This is a genomic window from Pseudomonas sp. S36 (assembly GCF_016647875.1).
GTDB lineage: Bacteria > Pseudomonadota > Gammaproteobacteria > Pseudomonadales > Pseudomonadaceae > Aquipseudomonas > Aquipseudomonas parafulva.
In genome coordinates, this window is record NZ_JACVVG010000008.1 from 119,442 (window position 1) to 131,439 (window position 11,998).

Below are 11,998 nucleotides of genomic sequence, written 5' to 3' on the forward strand. Positions count from 1 at the left end.
CTATACCGACGGGCGGGTTTGCGCAACGTGGCAGAGAAGAGGGGGATGACGTGTGCGTCTGCCCTGGGTGACTGCTAGGCTGACACTACCTGTCGGTGTTTTTGGCTGAACCTCGCGTAGCAGAGCGGGTCATTATTGAAAGGGTTCGCCAGTTGTCGTGTTTTGCGTTGCCAGTTTCTGAAGGTTGGCTCGCTCAGGTCAGGCTCTTCAGGTGAATCACTGCGGCAATGGAGGCAGGCTATGGATTATTCCAGCATGGTTGAATCGTTGAACAAGATGCTCAAGGCAACAGCGGATGCGCGTGAGCGTCGCGGTGAGAGTGTCGAGGCAAAGGTTGTTGCCGAGGAACAGGCTGATAGCTGTGAAACGGAGCAACTGGAACAACTGTCGTGGAAAGCCGACAGTCGCCCCAGAATGAACCGCTTGGTAGTCGCTCGCGACGGCCGTTGTACGCCGTGAGCGCTCTGCCGCACCGGCGTTCTATGAGTTACTCATTGAACTGGATGACCATGCGGCCTTTTATCTTCCCTTCGATCATTTCTTCGAAAATCTGATTGATGTCTTCTACCGGTCGCAGGGTGACCTTCGGTTCGACCTTGCCTTCTGCAGCAAACTGGAAGGCTTCTTCCAAGTCCTGACGCGTACCGACCAGCGAACCGATTACCTGGATGCCGTCCAGTACCAAGCGTGGAATATTCAGGTTCATGGATTCTGTAGGCAAGCCCACCGCCACCAACCGCCCGCCTGCGCGCAGGGCGTCCACGGCTGAGTTGAATGCAGCCTTGGCTACAGCGGTTACAACCGCAGCGTGAGCGCCACCGGTTTTGGCCTGGATGACCTTGGCGGCGTCTTCTTCAAGCGGGTTGATGACCAGGTCTGCGCCCATCTCGCTGGCGAAGCGCAGTTGCTCCGGGTTCACGTCGATGGCGATCACCTTGGCGTTGAACACGTTCTTCGCGTACTGCAGGGCTAGGTTGCCCAGCCCACCGAGGCCGTAGATGGCGATCCATTGGCCGGGGCGAATGTTGGAGGTTTTCACGGCCTTGTAGGTGGTAACACCGGCGCAGGTAATGCTGCTGGCAGCGCCAGAATCCAGCCCGTCTGGCACCTTGACGGAGTAGTCGGCCTGCACAATGCAGGCTTCAGCCATGCCGCCGTCCACGGTGTAGCCAGCGTTCTTCACATCACGGCACAGGGTTTCGTTACCACTGGTGCAGTACTCGCAGTGGCCACAGCCTTGGTAGAACCAGGCCACACTGGCGCGGTCGCCCGGTTTGAGCGAAGTAACGCCCGGGCCCACTTCCTGAACCACTCCGATGCCTTCGTGACCCAGCACTACGCCGGTCTTGTCACCGAAGTCGCCATTTTTCACGTGCAGGTCGGTGTGGCACACGCCACAGCACTGCATTTTCAACAACGCTTCGCCGTGCTCGAGCGGGCGCAGGGTTTTCTCCACGACTTCCACGCGACGGCCTGGTGCAACAACAGCAGCTTTCATATGAACCTCCGTGTTTATCCGGTTTGGCTTGCACAACAGCGGCTAAGCATAGCCCCTGTGTGCGGCGGTAAAACTGCTACAGGTCATGGAAGCGTATGAGGGCGGCTGGTAAATCGCGCGCAAAGAAAAGCCCGCGGCAAGGAGGCGGCGGGCTGCAAGAACGTACGGAGCAGGGTCAGAATGCCAATGCAGATGTCAGTATTTCGTGAACGGCAGGTGATGAGAGCGTTCAGGCCAGCAATTGATTCGGGCGTATGCGCCGGCAGGGTCGCAGGCATAAAAGAGCCCGCCACAGTGGGCGGGCAAGATGCGCTTGGAGGGAACAGGCTCAGGTTGCAAGTGGCGAGTTAAGCCTGCATTAAGCGCTGTATATTTGACCCGTCGGCAGCCTCAGCTTATACAGGCGTGCCCATTTACACAGGAGCCCCCATGCGCGACGACGATGACCTGCACGAACCGGAGCATGATCACTTGCTCGACCACGAATTTCTTTATGAGGGCTATGAGCCGGAGGCCGATGCCCAAGGCGCTGAGGATGAACTGGATGCGCAAGCTGCGGATGATCTGGACGCTGACGAGCGCGATCACCCGGCCTGGTTTGATGATTGTGACGACGACTGACTCAACGTCCGTCTACGGAGAACCGCCCAGGGCCGCTGACAGCCAGCGATAACAGGCCGCCCATGATGGCGAGGTTTTTCAGGAACTGGGTCATGTTGGCGCTGCGTGCAGGCTCGATCATCGTCCAGAACGGGTGGCCCAGCAGTGCAGTGCCCAATACGAACAGCGCGAACAGCAACGCCAGCGGCCGGGTATAGAAGCCCAGGATCAACAGGATGCCAACCGCGAACTCCATGCAGACGGCGATGCCTGCTGCCAGGGTAGGGGCCGGGGCCCCCAGCGAAGCCATGTAGCTGACTGTGCCGTCAAAACCGGTCAGTTTGGCCCAGCCGGAAAACACGAAAAGGGTCATGAGCAAAACGCGGGAGAGCAGCAGGACGAGGTCGCGTTGACCTTCAAGCATCGAGTAGCGCATGGCGGGCTTCCAGTGGGCGGGGACAAAAACCACTGTAGCAGGTGCGCGAAACATTGCTGCGCCCAGCAAAAAGGCGCCCGTTGGGGCGCCTTTTTAATAGGGAGTGGTGCGAGTGGCGGGACTCGAACCCGCAAGGCTCACGCCGACAGATTTTAAGTCTGCTGTGTATACCAATTCCACCACACTCGCACGCTTGAAAGGGTCGCAGTGACCAGCTCGCTTCCTGGCAGAAGGGCTTCGCAATCAAGCGCGCTTTATAACCCATCGTTATAGTTGAGTCAACTCTAGCACCTATGCTCAACACAGGAGCGTTTGGTCAAATGGAGAATTGACAGGCTGTTGTCGATGGCCCACTGTAGCCCGATCACTGGATCCAAACAGTAGGGCCAGGTGTTGCGGGGCCAGGCTTCAGCGCTTGGTATGTCGTCCAGGGCGACGCCCGATTTTTCATTTTGTCCCTCCCGCTGTGCCAGTGGAGTTCTCATGGTTTCAGCCGATTGCCCGATTACCCCGGTGATACCCGCCTCGCGATATGAACAGCTGGTTCAGTCAGTGGTGGATTACGCCATCTACATGCTCGACCCTGCTGGCCATGTGGTGTCGTGGAACGCCGGCGCCGAGCGCATCAAGGGCTACACCGCCGACGAGGTGGTTGGCCGCCATTTTTCGATCTTCTTCCCCCCGCAGGATTGCGCTGACGGCCGGCCCGAGCAGTTGCTGCGCCAAGCGCTGGAAAGCGGCCGGGCGCAGGATGAGGGCTGGCGGGTGCGCAAGGACGGGACGCAGTTCTGGGCGCTGGCGGCCCTGGATGTGATCCGTGACGACGAAGGGCAGGTTGTGGGCCTGGCCAAGGTCACCCGGGATGTAACAGACCGTCGCGAGGCTGCGCTGCAGCTCGATAACGTTCGGGCACAATTGTTCGAGGCGCAGAAGCTCGAAGCGCTCGGCCAGTTGACGGGTGGCCTGGCCCACGACTTCAACAACCTGCTGACCATCATCATCAGTTCTGCGCGCATGGCGTTGACTTCAGACGACCCGGAGCGCCCCAGGCGCATGTTGCAGAACATCCTGGAGGCCGGGCAGCGTGGTACCGACCTGACCCGCCAGTTGCTCAGCTTTGCGCGCCATCGCAAACTCGATGTGGCCAGTATCGACCCCAGCAGCTTGCTGGATGCCACCCGCGGCCTGCTGGAGCATGCGCTGCCTGATGCCATTCGGCTTGAGGTGCAGGTACAACCCGACCTGCCGCTCATTGAGGTGGATGCCGGGCAGTTGCAGATGGTGCTGCTCAACCTGCTGTTCAATGCGCGGGACGCCATTGCAGGGCCGGGGCGCATCGGCTTGACGGTTGGGGTAGTGGGCTTGTCGGGGGAAGTGGAGGGCCTGCACGGCCGTTTTGTCTGCTTCCAGGTTCAGGACAGCGGTGAGGGCATCGCGGCGGACGTACTGCCGCGCATCTTCGAGCCGTTTTTCACCACCAAGGCGTTCGGCAAAGGTACTGGGTTGGGCCTTAGCCAGGTGTATGGCTTCGCCAGGCAGAGCGGCGGGGCCATCAGCGTGCACAGCGTGGCCGGGGAGGGCACGTGCATGCAGCTTTATCTGCCAACCTCTCATGGCCATACACACAGCCTTGCGCACAGGTAGCGAGCATGACACACGAACTCAAGCGGCTGGTGACGGGGATCGAAGGGCTTGATGCACTGCTCAGGGGCGGGCTGGTGGCCGGCGCGGCCTACATCGTTCAGGGGCCACCGGGTGCGGGCAAAACCATTCTGGCCAACCAGCTGGCCTGCGGCCATGTGCGTAGCGGCGGGCGGGTGCTGGTAGCCACCTTGCTTAGCGAGTCTCACGAACGGCTGTTCCAGTACTTGGGCACGCTGGATTTCTTCGACCCGGCGCTGGTGGGTGACCAGATTCAGTTCGTCAGTGCGTTCGATACCCTGGAGCAGGAAGGGCTGGACGCGGTGGTGCGGCTGCTGCGTCAGGAGATTGCCCGGCAAAAGGCCACGCTATTGGTTGTGGACGGGGTGCTCAACGCCCGCGCACGTGCTGAAAGTGCACTCGACACCAAGAAGTTCGTGTCCGCCCTCCAGGGCCATGCCGCTTTCGCAGGCTGTACGGTGCTTTTGCTGACCAGCGCGCGGATGGAAGAGGGCAGCCCGGAGCACACCATGGTCGACGGTGTGATCGAACTGGGCGAGCACATGGTGGGTAGCCGCGCCGTGCGCAGCATTCAACTGCGCAAGACGCGCGGCAGCGCTGCATTGTCCGGGCGCCATGAGTGCCTGATCGATGGCACTGGCATGCGGGTATTCCCACGGCTTGAGTCGTTGTTCAGCCACCCCAGCCAGCACGGCAGTTGTGCCCCAGGGCGTGTCAGCAGTGGTGTGCCCAGCCTGGATGACATGCTGGATGGCGGCCTGGCAGCAGCCTCTGTAACCCTGTTGATGGGCCCCTCCGGCATTGGCAAGACTTCGCTGGGCCTGGCATTTCTCAGTGCCAGCACGAAGCAGGTGCCAGGGTTGCATTTCGGTTTCTACGAACCGCCAGAACGCCTGCGCAACAAGGCGGCCTCATTGGGCTTCGATTTTCGTTCGATGGAGCAGGAGGGTAGCCTGCAGTTGTGCTGGCAGCCTACTACAGAAGGCCTGCTGGACCAATTGGGCGCACGCCTGATCGAGCAGGTAGATGCCATGGGCGCCAAGCGGGTGGTGATCGACAGCCTGGGTGCTTTCAGCCGGCTGGCCATGGAGCCCACCCGCCTCAACGCGTTTTTCCGGGCATTGACCGGCGAGCTCAGGGCGCGCGATGTGAGTGTGATGCTCACGTGGGAGATGCGCGATATTTTCGGGGCAGAAATCAGCGCCCCGGCGCCCGACCTTTCCAGCATTGTCGACAACCTCATGCTGATGCGCTTCGTGGAACTCGACTCAAGCCTGCGGCGCATGCTCTCCATACTCAAGGTGCGCGATGGGCAGCACCATACGTCCCCACACGAGCTGATAATAGGCACGCGGGGTATAAGCCTGCACAAGGCCTTCGAAGGGGCCAGCGGCATGCTTTCGGGCACGGCTGTGGCGAACCCCAGCGGATGATGGCCAGCCCATGAAAACCATCCTCATCGTCGATGACGAATACTTGATCGCCGAGATTCTGGGCTATGCCCTGGAGGATGAAGGTTTTCAGGTGAGAAAGGCCAGCAACGGGGTCAAGGCGCTTGCAGCGTTGAAGGATGCACCGGTGCAGCTGATCATTACCGATTACATGATGCCGCTGCTCAATGGGGAGGAACTGGCCCGTGCGCTGCGCAAGGACCCGGCGTGGCGCACGCTGCCGATCATTCTCATGAGCGGTGCCCAGGCCAACCAGGGCTGCCCTGATTTGTTCGCAGCCGTTTTTGACAAGCCTTTCGACATGGACCGCATGATCGCGACGGTTCGCGACCTGCTGGGCAACTGATCGGCAAGCAGGCGCGTCCATGCTGCCTGGCGTGTGCCTTGGACGTTAGTCTTCGTGCTTTTCCGGGGCTGGGCTGCCGGCCTGAATGCGCTTGAAGATCTCTTCGCGGTGAACCTGGACATCTTTGGGGGCATCGATGCCTATCCTCACCTGCATCCCCTTCACGCCCAAAATGGTGACTTTGATGTCATCGTTGATGACGATGCTCTCGCCAACCTTGCGGGTGAGTATCAGCATGTAGTTCTCCTTGGTGATAAAAAAGTCCGCTGAGCCAGTGCCCTGGCGGTGGGAGCGTGTCCCTCTTCCTTCTCATTAAAGACGCTTTCGGCGGCTAGTAATTCCCCTGGGGAGACAAAAACTGTCGCTTGTTCAGGAGGCAGGCGCCGAGGCAAACCCCTGCGGGTCTGTCGGCCAAGGTGCTCGGTGGCAAGAATAGGGGGCTTGCTGGCCAATGGGAAATTTCTTTGCATGATGGTGGGGATAGACGGGGTTAATGCTAAACCCCGAGTACCACCGGACACCTGTAGGAGCGAGCAAAGCTCGCGATGCGCCGCGCAAGCGGCGCCTAACACAGCCTCACCCCGCCTGCTGTTCCTCCAACGCCTGCAAAAACAGCAGCAGGGCAACCTCTTCCGGGTCCAGCCCCTTGCGCACCCGGTTTTTGGGCAGCGCGGCCAGGCGGCCGAGTGCGTAGTGTTCAAGCACGGCCGGGTGAATATAACAGCGCCGGCAAACGGCCGGTGTATTGCCCAAGCGCGCGGCCACCTCGCGCACGATCGACGCCACCTGGCGCTTGGCCTCGGTTTCCGGCTCCCAGGCAAGCGGCTTGAGCAGGTCAAGGGCCAGGCTGCTGCCTGCCCAGGTGCGGTAGTCCTTGGCGGTAAAGTCGGCGCCGGTGAGCGTTTGCAGAAACTGGTTCACGTCGCTTGAGCCAATGCTGTGCCGTTGGCCCTCGTCATCCAGGTACTGGAACAACGCCTGGCCCGGCAGCTCCATGCACCGTTTGAGCAGGTTGGCCAGGCGCCGGTCGCGCAGGGTGACGTCGTGTTCCACACCGCGCTTGCCGCGGAACTGAAAACGAATGGTGCTGCCTTTCACCTCTACGTGGCGGTTGCGCAGGGTGGTCAGGCCGTAGGAGCGGTTGTCGCGCATGTAGCGCTGGTTGCCGATACGGATCAAGGTGTGGTCCAGCAGGCTCACGACCAACGCCATGATCTTCTCCCGGTCCAGCCCCGGGCGGGCCAGGTGGGTTTCCAGTTGTGCCCGCAGTTTCGGCAGCACCTGGGCAAAGGCGAGCATGCGCCCGTACTTGTGCTGGTCCCGGGTTTCGCGCCATTGCGCATGGTAGCGGTACTGCTTGCGGCCCCGGGCATCGCGGCCAGTGGCTTGCAGGTGGCCCTGCGGGTCGGCGCATATCCACACATCGGTGTACGCGGGCGGTATGACCAGCGCCGCGATGCGCGCGAGGACCTCGGGGTCGCGCACGCGCTCGCCGTCAGCGTCTTGGTAGATGAAGCGGTCCCGCCAGCGGCGGCGGGTCAGGCCAGGCTGGCTGTCGTCTACGTAGTGCAGGGATGCGGGAAGCGGGCAGTCAAGCATGGGCGGCAGGCCTCGATCAGGTCACTGATCAATGGACATCAGCCGCTTGGCCGTTGCTCCATTGAAATGCTCAGCCCAGCAGCGCCACCGACTTGATCTGCGCGAACAGCAGCTGGCCGGGGTGCAGGCCGAGCTGGTGCGCCGAGTAGCGGGTAACGCGAGCCAGCAGGGCATTGCCTCCGGCGTCCAGGCTGACCAGCACATGCGCCGGGTTGTCGGCAGGGCGGGTTTCGCACACCCGTACCGGCACGCGGTTGAGGATGCTGGACGCACTGTCGGCATCCAGCGCCAGGCTGACGTCCCGGGCCTGCACCTTCACCCTCAGGGTGCTGCCCATCACGTGGGCCGGGTGGGCGAAGCGCAGCAATGGGCCGCTGCTGCCAGGCAGGCGCAGGTCGAGCAGGTCGTACTGCGGGTCATGGCCAACCACCAGCCCTTCGAACACCACGCCTGCGTCTTCGCTCTGGGCCAGCGACAGGTCAAGGCGGGCGAGGGTTTCGCCGATGGGGCCACTGGCAACCGCCTGGCCTTGTTCCAGCAGCACCAGGTGGTCTGCCAGGCGCGCCACTTCGTCCTGGGCATGGCTGACATACACCAACGGGATGTCCAGTTCATCATGCAGTCGCTCCAGGTATGGCAGGATCTCGCGCTTGCGTGGCCCGTCGAGCGCGGCCAGCGGCTCGTCCATCAGCAGTAGCCTTGGGCTGCTGAGCAGGGCGCGGGCGATACCTACCCGCTGCGCTTCGCCGCCGGACAGGGTCGCCGGCCGGCGCGCCAGCAGGTGGCCTATGCCCAGCAGCGCGCTGGCCTGCTCAAGGCTGACCTTGCGCTGCGCGGGTGCGACGCGGCGCCAGCCAAACTCCAGGTTGCCGCGTACGCTAAGGTGTGGGAACAGGCTGGCTTCCTGGAACACATAGCCCACTGGCCGCAGATGCGGCGCCACGAAATGGCCCCGGGCGCTGTCTTCCCAGACTTCGCCATTCACCTCCACGTATGCGCTGGTGGCGCGTTCAAGGCCGGCAAGGCAGCGCAGGCAACTGGTCTTGCCCGAGCCGGAGTGGCCGAACAACGCGCTGATACCGCGCCCGGGCAGGTGCAGGTTTACGTCCAGGGTAAAGTCGTCACGTGCCAGTTTCAGGCGCGCCACAATCGCTTGGGTCATGTCAGCTCCAGCCAGCCTTGCCGCGTCGCCCGGCATACAGCAGGAGCAGCACCAGGAAAGAGAACACCAGCATGGCGCCAGCCAGCCAGTGGGCTTGCGCGTAGGCCATGCCTTCGACGTGATCGAAGATCTGCACCGAGACCACGCGCGTCTTGTCAGGGATGTTGCCGCCAATCATCAGCACCACGCCAAACTCCCCCACGGTATGGGCAAAGCCGAGGATGCTGGCCGTGACGAAGCCTGGGCGCGCCAGTGGCAGCACCACATGCACGAATGTGTCCCACGGGCTGGCCCGCAGTGTGGCGGCCACTTCCAGCGGGCGCTGGCCAATGGCGCCGAAGGCATTCTGCAGGGGCTGTACCACGAACGGCATGGAATAGATCACCGAGCCGATGACCAGGCCGCTGAAGCTGAACACCACGCTGCCCAGGCCCAGTGCCGCCGTGGCCTGGCCAAGCCAGCCGTGGGGGCCTAGTGCGATGAGCAGGTAGAAGCCGATGACCGTAGGGGGCAGCACCAGTGGCAACGCCACCACCGCGCCCACGGGCCCTCGCAACCATGACCGCGTGCGGGCCAGCCACCAGGCGATCGGCGTGCCAACCACCAGCAGAATCAGGGTGGTCAGGCTGGCCAGTTTCAAGGTCAGCCAGATTGCACCCAGGTCACTGGCGTCCAGTGGCATCAGATTTCATAACCGTAGGACTTGATCACCGCAGCGGCCTTGGGGCCCTTGAGGTAGTCGACCAGCGCCTTGGCGGCCGGGTTGTCCTTGCCCTTTTCCAGAATCACCGCGTCCTGGCGGATAGGGTCGTGCATCGACGCCGGAACGATCCAGGCCGAACCGCTCTGTACCTTGCCGTCCTTGTAGATTTGCGACAGGGCCACGAAGCCCAGTTCGGCATTGCCGGTGGAGACAAACTGGAACGCCTGGGTGATGTTCTGACCTTCCACCAGTTTAGGCTTGGTGGCCTCGGTCAGGTTCAGCTTCGCCAGTACCTGAGTGGCGGCGAGGCCGTAGGGGGCGGTTTTCGGGTTGGCAATGGACAGGTGCTTGAACTGGTTTTTCTGCAGCACGTCGCCTTTTGCGTCGACGTACCCAGGCTGCGCAGACCACAGGGCCAGGGTGCCAATGGCATAGGTGAAGCGCGAGCCTGGCACGATGGCTTTTTCTTCTTCGAGCTTGGCCGGGGTGCTGTCGTCAGCCGACAGGAACACTTCGAATGGCGCGCCGTTCTTGATTTGTGCGTAGAACTGCCCGGTGGCGCCGTAGGCGGCTACCAGCTTGTGGCCGGTGTCTTTTTCGAAGTCCTGGGCAATGGCCTGAATGGGGGCGGTGAAGTTGGCTGCAACTGCAACCTGAACTTCGTCTGCCCAGGCAGCGTTGAGGGCGAACAGGCCGGCCAGTGCAGTGACCAGTTGAGACGGGCGAATACGCATCGATACAGCTCCTTGGGGTTATCGTTATAACCTCAACTATATAGCGATAGGCCATGAAGCGGGAAGAGGGTAGATAAAGCGCTGTTTAAACGCCCACCACCGCCAATGCGCGTGCGGCGATTTCACGCGTCAGCACAGCGGCCGCTTCGTGCCGGCCCAGCCGCAATGCCTGGCCGGCCCAGAGGTTGCTGAAAGCGCTGTCGCCCTGCGGGTCGGTGATTGCCCGCAAGGGCATCAATGCACCGCCGGCCAATGGGAAGCGGGGCGCCAATGCGCTCATGGGCCCCAGCTCGCGCATGATGCGGTTGTTGATGCCGCGTGCCGGGCGGCCCGTGAACAGGTTGGTCATTGCCGTGTCGCTGGCCGGGGCGGTGTCCAGCGCCTGGCGATGTGCTGGCGACACCTTGGCTTCGGGGCTGAACAGGTAGGCAGTGCCGATTTGTACCGCACACGCACCCAGCGCCAGCGCCGCCACCAGGCCGCGGTGGTCGGCAATGCCGCCTGCGGCGATCACCGGCAGGTCGACCGCATCAACCACCTGCGGCACCAGCGCGAAGGTACCGATCTGGGTGGTGATGTCCTCGCTGAGAAACATGCCCCGGTGGCCACCCGCTTCGGCGCCCATGGCAATGATGGCATCGCAACCGTGGCCCTGCAGCCACACGGCCTCTTCAACGGTGGTTGCGCTGGACAGCACCTTGGCACCCGTGGCCTTCACCCTCTGCAGGTGGGCGGCAGAGGGCAGGCCGAAGTGGAAGCTGACCACCTCCGGGCGTACCTGCTCCACCAGCTGGCAGCTTTGCTCGTCAAACGGTGCACGGTTGGACACCGGCGTTGGCGCATCGAAGTCAGCGCCCAGCTCCCGGTAGTACGGTTCGAGCGCCTGCTTCCAGCGTTGATCTGCTGCGGCATCCGGGGCGGGCGGGGTGTGGCAGAAGAAGTTGAGGTTCAATGGGCGGCCCGGGCAGGCTTGGCGAAAGGTGGCCACTTCTTGCCGTACCTGCTCGCCAGTGAGCATTGCACACGGCAAAGCCCCCAGCCCGCCTGCCTCAGCCACGGCGATCGCCATGGCCGAACCTGTCGCCCCCGCCATCGGCGCCTGCAAAATGGGCACTTCGATACCCAGCAAATCGAGGATACGGCGATCAGGCCAACGGCTCATGCAATGCTCCTTGTGGGGCGGCGGGCAGGGGGACGGCTGCGGTTGTCAGAGGGCCTTGCTGACCTGGATGTCGCTGATCTTGTCGGCGTCCTCGCCATGGATCTTGCGCAGGGCGTCCAAGGCCTGAGCCTGCGAATCATCCTGCATCAATGCGAAATCCCAGCGGCGCTGGCCGTCGAGTTTGTATTTGATCACGTACTTGATGGTCTGGGTCATGGTGGCCTTAGCTGAGTTTCGACGATGAACGGCGGATGATCTTGATCTTGTGGGTCAGGCTGGGCTTGCGCGTGACCGAGATCGGGCGCGTGGTCACCGTGTCGAGAGTGATGTTCCAGAAGCCGGTGCTGGGCACGGTGATCTTGGCTGGAAACTTGTCGAAATGCCCGCCGTGGTAAGTGTGACGGCCGCCGTTCTTGAAACTGCGGAAGTTGGCGTCGTTCATCAGGCGGATATTGCAGCGCTGGGAACACTCGACGACGACGATGTCGTCCTCGTTGAGGTGCTCGCGCTGGTGTACGAATTTCATGTGGGGCTCCGCAAAGTCTGGTTCTGCAAATGCGCAAGATACCACGATGTGCACGCACGCCGCCGCCCCGCGCAACGGGCGCGGATAAATCTGCCAAAGCAGGGAGCAAATGCGCCCGG

At 62.3% G+C, this 11,998-nt stretch carries 15 protein-coding genes and 1 tRNA gene; 5 read left to right on the forward strand and 11 right to left on the reverse strand.

Features of this window, described 5'->3' with window-relative positions:
- The first annotated feature begins 240 nt into the window (after positions 1-240).
- Positions 241-459, forward strand: coding sequence for a hypothetical protein (locus IAE36_RS06940; protein ID WP_201211395.1), 219 nt, complete (start codon positions 241-243; stop codon positions 457-459).
- Between the two features lie 28 nt (positions 460-487).
- Here IAE36_RS06940 and adhP read toward each other — a convergent pair whose 3' ends face one another.
- Entirely contained in the window at positions 488-1,498 is a 1,011-nt protein-coding gene (adhP, locus tag IAE36_RS06945) for an alcohol dehydrogenase AdhP (RefSeq protein ID WP_201211404.1), read from the reverse strand.
- A gap of 429 nt (positions 1,499-1,927) precedes the next feature.
- On the opposite strand from adhP, the gene IAE36_RS06950 reads away from it, so the two are divergent.
- A complete protein-coding gene (locus IAE36_RS06950) occupies positions 1,928-2,119 on the forward strand; it encodes a hypothetical protein (RefSeq protein ID WP_028633402.1) in 192 nt (63 codons plus the stop codon).
- A 1-nt stretch (position 2,120) separates the two neighbouring features.
- Here IAE36_RS06950 and IAE36_RS06955 read toward each other — a convergent pair whose 3' ends face one another.
- Together IAE36_RS06955 and IAE36_RS06960 are read right to left on the reverse strand one after the other, a co-directional pair.
- Complete coding sequence (locus tag IAE36_RS06955) at positions 2,121-2,534, reverse strand: DoxX family protein (protein ID WP_201211406.1); 414 nt, start codon at positions 2,532-2,534, stop codon at positions 2,121-2,123.
- 104 nt (positions 2,535-2,638) lie between these two features.
- Positions 2,639-2,723 (reverse strand) — tRNA-Leu (locus IAE36_RS06960).
- Between the two features lie 294 nt (positions 2,724-3,017).
- Between IAE36_RS06960 and IAE36_RS06965 the strand changes: the two genes are divergently transcribed.
- The 3 genes from IAE36_RS06965 to IAE36_RS06975 are packed head-to-tail and all read left to right on the forward strand — an operon-like array spanning position 3,018 to position 5,993.
- Positions 3,018-4,178 carry a two-component system sensor histidine kinase NtrB gene (locus IAE36_RS06965; RefSeq protein ID WP_201211408.1) on the forward strand — a complete coding sequence of 387 codons (1,161 nt, stop codon included), beginning with the start codon at positions 3,018-3,020 and terminating at the stop codon, positions 4,176-4,178.
- Positions 4,179-4,183: 5 nt separating this feature from the next.
- The gene (locus IAE36_RS06970) at positions 4,184-5,629 is read left to right on the forward strand and encodes an ATPase domain-containing protein (protein WP_201211410.1); all 1,446 of its coding nucleotides are present in this window, start codon (positions 4,184-4,186) and stop codon (positions 5,627-5,629) included.
- A 10-nt stretch (positions 5,630-5,639) separates the two neighbouring features.
- The gene (locus IAE36_RS06975; RefSeq protein WP_028633399.1) at positions 5,640-5,993 is read left to right on the forward strand and encodes a response regulator; all 354 of its coding nucleotides are present in this window, start codon (positions 5,640-5,642) and stop codon (positions 5,991-5,993) included.
- A 45-nt stretch (positions 5,994-6,038) separates the two neighbouring features.
- Here the strand turns inward: IAE36_RS06975 and csrA are convergent, their stop codons facing one another.
- From csrA to IAE36_RS07015, 8 genes are all read right to left on the reverse strand, one after another.
- The gene (gene csrA / locus IAE36_RS06980; protein ID WP_028633398.1) at positions 6,039-6,230 is read right to left on the reverse strand and encodes a carbon storage regulator CsrA; all 192 of its coding nucleotides are present in this window, start codon (positions 6,228-6,230) and stop codon (positions 6,039-6,041) included.
- A gap of 339 nt (positions 6,231-6,569) precedes the next feature.
- Positions 6,570-7,592 carry a DNA topoisomerase IB gene (locus IAE36_RS06985; protein ID WP_201211412.1) on the reverse strand — a complete coding sequence of 341 codons (1,023 nt, stop codon included), beginning with the start codon at positions 7,590-7,592 and terminating at the stop codon, positions 6,570-6,572.
- A gap of 70 nt (positions 7,593-7,662) precedes the next feature.
- A complete protein-coding gene (gene modC, locus IAE36_RS06990; protein ID WP_201211421.1) occupies positions 7,663-8,754 on the reverse strand; it encodes a molybdenum ABC transporter ATP-binding protein in 1,092 nt (363 codons plus the stop codon).
- 1 nt (position 8,755) lies between these two features.
- Entirely contained in the window at positions 8,756-9,436 is a 681-nt protein-coding gene (gene modB, locus IAE36_RS06995; RefSeq protein ID WP_028633395.1) for a molybdate ABC transporter permease subunit, read from the reverse strand.
- The gene (modA, locus tag IAE36_RS07000) at positions 9,436-10,191 is read right to left on the reverse strand and encodes a molybdate ABC transporter substrate-binding protein (RefSeq protein ID WP_201211423.1); all 756 of its coding nucleotides are present in this window, start codon (positions 10,189-10,191) and stop codon (positions 9,436-9,438) included. The genes modB and modA overlap by 1 nt, the downstream gene beginning before the upstream one ends.
- A gap of 85 nt (positions 10,192-10,276) precedes the next feature.
- Positions 10,277-11,353, reverse strand: a complete 1,077-nt coding sequence (locus IAE36_RS07005; RefSeq protein WP_201211424.1) for an NAD(P)H-dependent flavin oxidoreductase — start codon at positions 11,351-11,353, stop codon at positions 10,277-10,279.
- Positions 11,354-11,398: 45 nt separating this feature from the next.
- On the reverse strand, positions 11,399-11,569 hold the full coding sequence (locus tag IAE36_RS07010) for a hypothetical protein (protein WP_169338813.1): 171 nt from the start codon (positions 11,567-11,569) through the stop codon (positions 11,399-11,401).
- A gap of 7 nt (positions 11,570-11,576) precedes the next feature.
- Complete coding sequence (locus IAE36_RS07015) at positions 11,577-11,879, reverse strand: DUF1883 domain-containing protein (protein WP_028633392.1); 303 nt, start codon at positions 11,877-11,879, stop codon at positions 11,577-11,579.
- Between the last annotated feature and the right edge of the window lie 119 nt (positions 11,880-11,998).

Excerpts from the sequence above, each read along its gene's own strand:
- IAE36_RS06940 (WP_201211395.1), top strand. The coding sequence starts at position 241 with ATGGATTATTCCAGCATGGTTGAATCGTTGAACAAGATGCTCAAGGCA.
- adhP (WP_201211404.1), bottom strand. The coding sequence starts at position 1,498 with ATGAAAGCTGCTGTTGTTGCACCAGGCCGTCGCGTGGAAGTCGTGGAG.
- IAE36_RS06950 (WP_028633402.1), top strand. The coding sequence starts at position 1,928 with ATGCGCGACGACGATGACCTGCACGAACCGGAGCATGATCACTTGCTC.
- IAE36_RS06955 (WP_201211406.1), bottom strand. The coding sequence starts at position 2,534 with ATGCGCTACTCGATGCTTGAAGGTCAACGCGACCTCGTCCTGCTGCTC.
- IAE36_RS06965 (WP_201211408.1), top strand. The coding sequence starts at position 3,018 with ATGGTTTCAGCCGATTGCCCGATTACCCCGGTGATACCCGCCTCGCGA.
- IAE36_RS06970 (WP_201211410.1), top strand. The coding sequence starts at position 4,184 with ATGACACACGAACTCAAGCGGCTGGTGACGGGGATCGAAGGGCTTGAT.
- IAE36_RS06975 (WP_028633399.1), top strand. The coding sequence starts at position 5,640 with ATGAAAACCATCCTCATCGTCGATGACGAATACTTGATCGCCGAGATT.
- csrA (WP_028633398.1), bottom strand. The coding sequence starts at position 6,230 with ATGCTGATACTCACCCGCAAGGTTGGCGAGAGCATCGTCATCAACGAT.
- IAE36_RS06985 (WP_201211412.1), bottom strand. The coding sequence starts at position 7,592 with ATGCTTGACTGCCCGCTTCCCGCATCCCTGCACTACGTAGACGACAGC.
- modC (WP_201211421.1), bottom strand. The coding sequence starts at position 8,754 with ATGACCCAAGCGATTGTGGCGCGCCTGAAACTGGCACGTGACGACTTT.
- modB (WP_028633395.1), bottom strand. The coding sequence starts at position 9,436 with ATGCCACTGGACGCCAGTGACCTGGGTGCAATCTGGCTGACCTTGAAA.
- modA (WP_201211423.1), bottom strand. The coding sequence starts at position 10,191 with ATGCGTATTCGCCCGTCTCAACTGGTCACTGCACTGGCCGGCCTGTTC.
- IAE36_RS07005 (WP_201211424.1), bottom strand. The coding sequence starts at position 11,353 with ATGAGCCGTTGGCCTGATCGCCGTATCCTCGATTTGCTGGGTATCGAA.
- IAE36_RS07010 (WP_169338813.1), bottom strand. The coding sequence starts at position 11,569 with ATGACCCAGACCATCAAGTACGTGATCAAATACAAACTCGACGGCCAG.
- IAE36_RS07015 (WP_028633392.1), bottom strand. The coding sequence starts at position 11,879 with ATGAAATTCGTACACCAGCGCGAGCACCTCAACGAGGACGACATCGTC.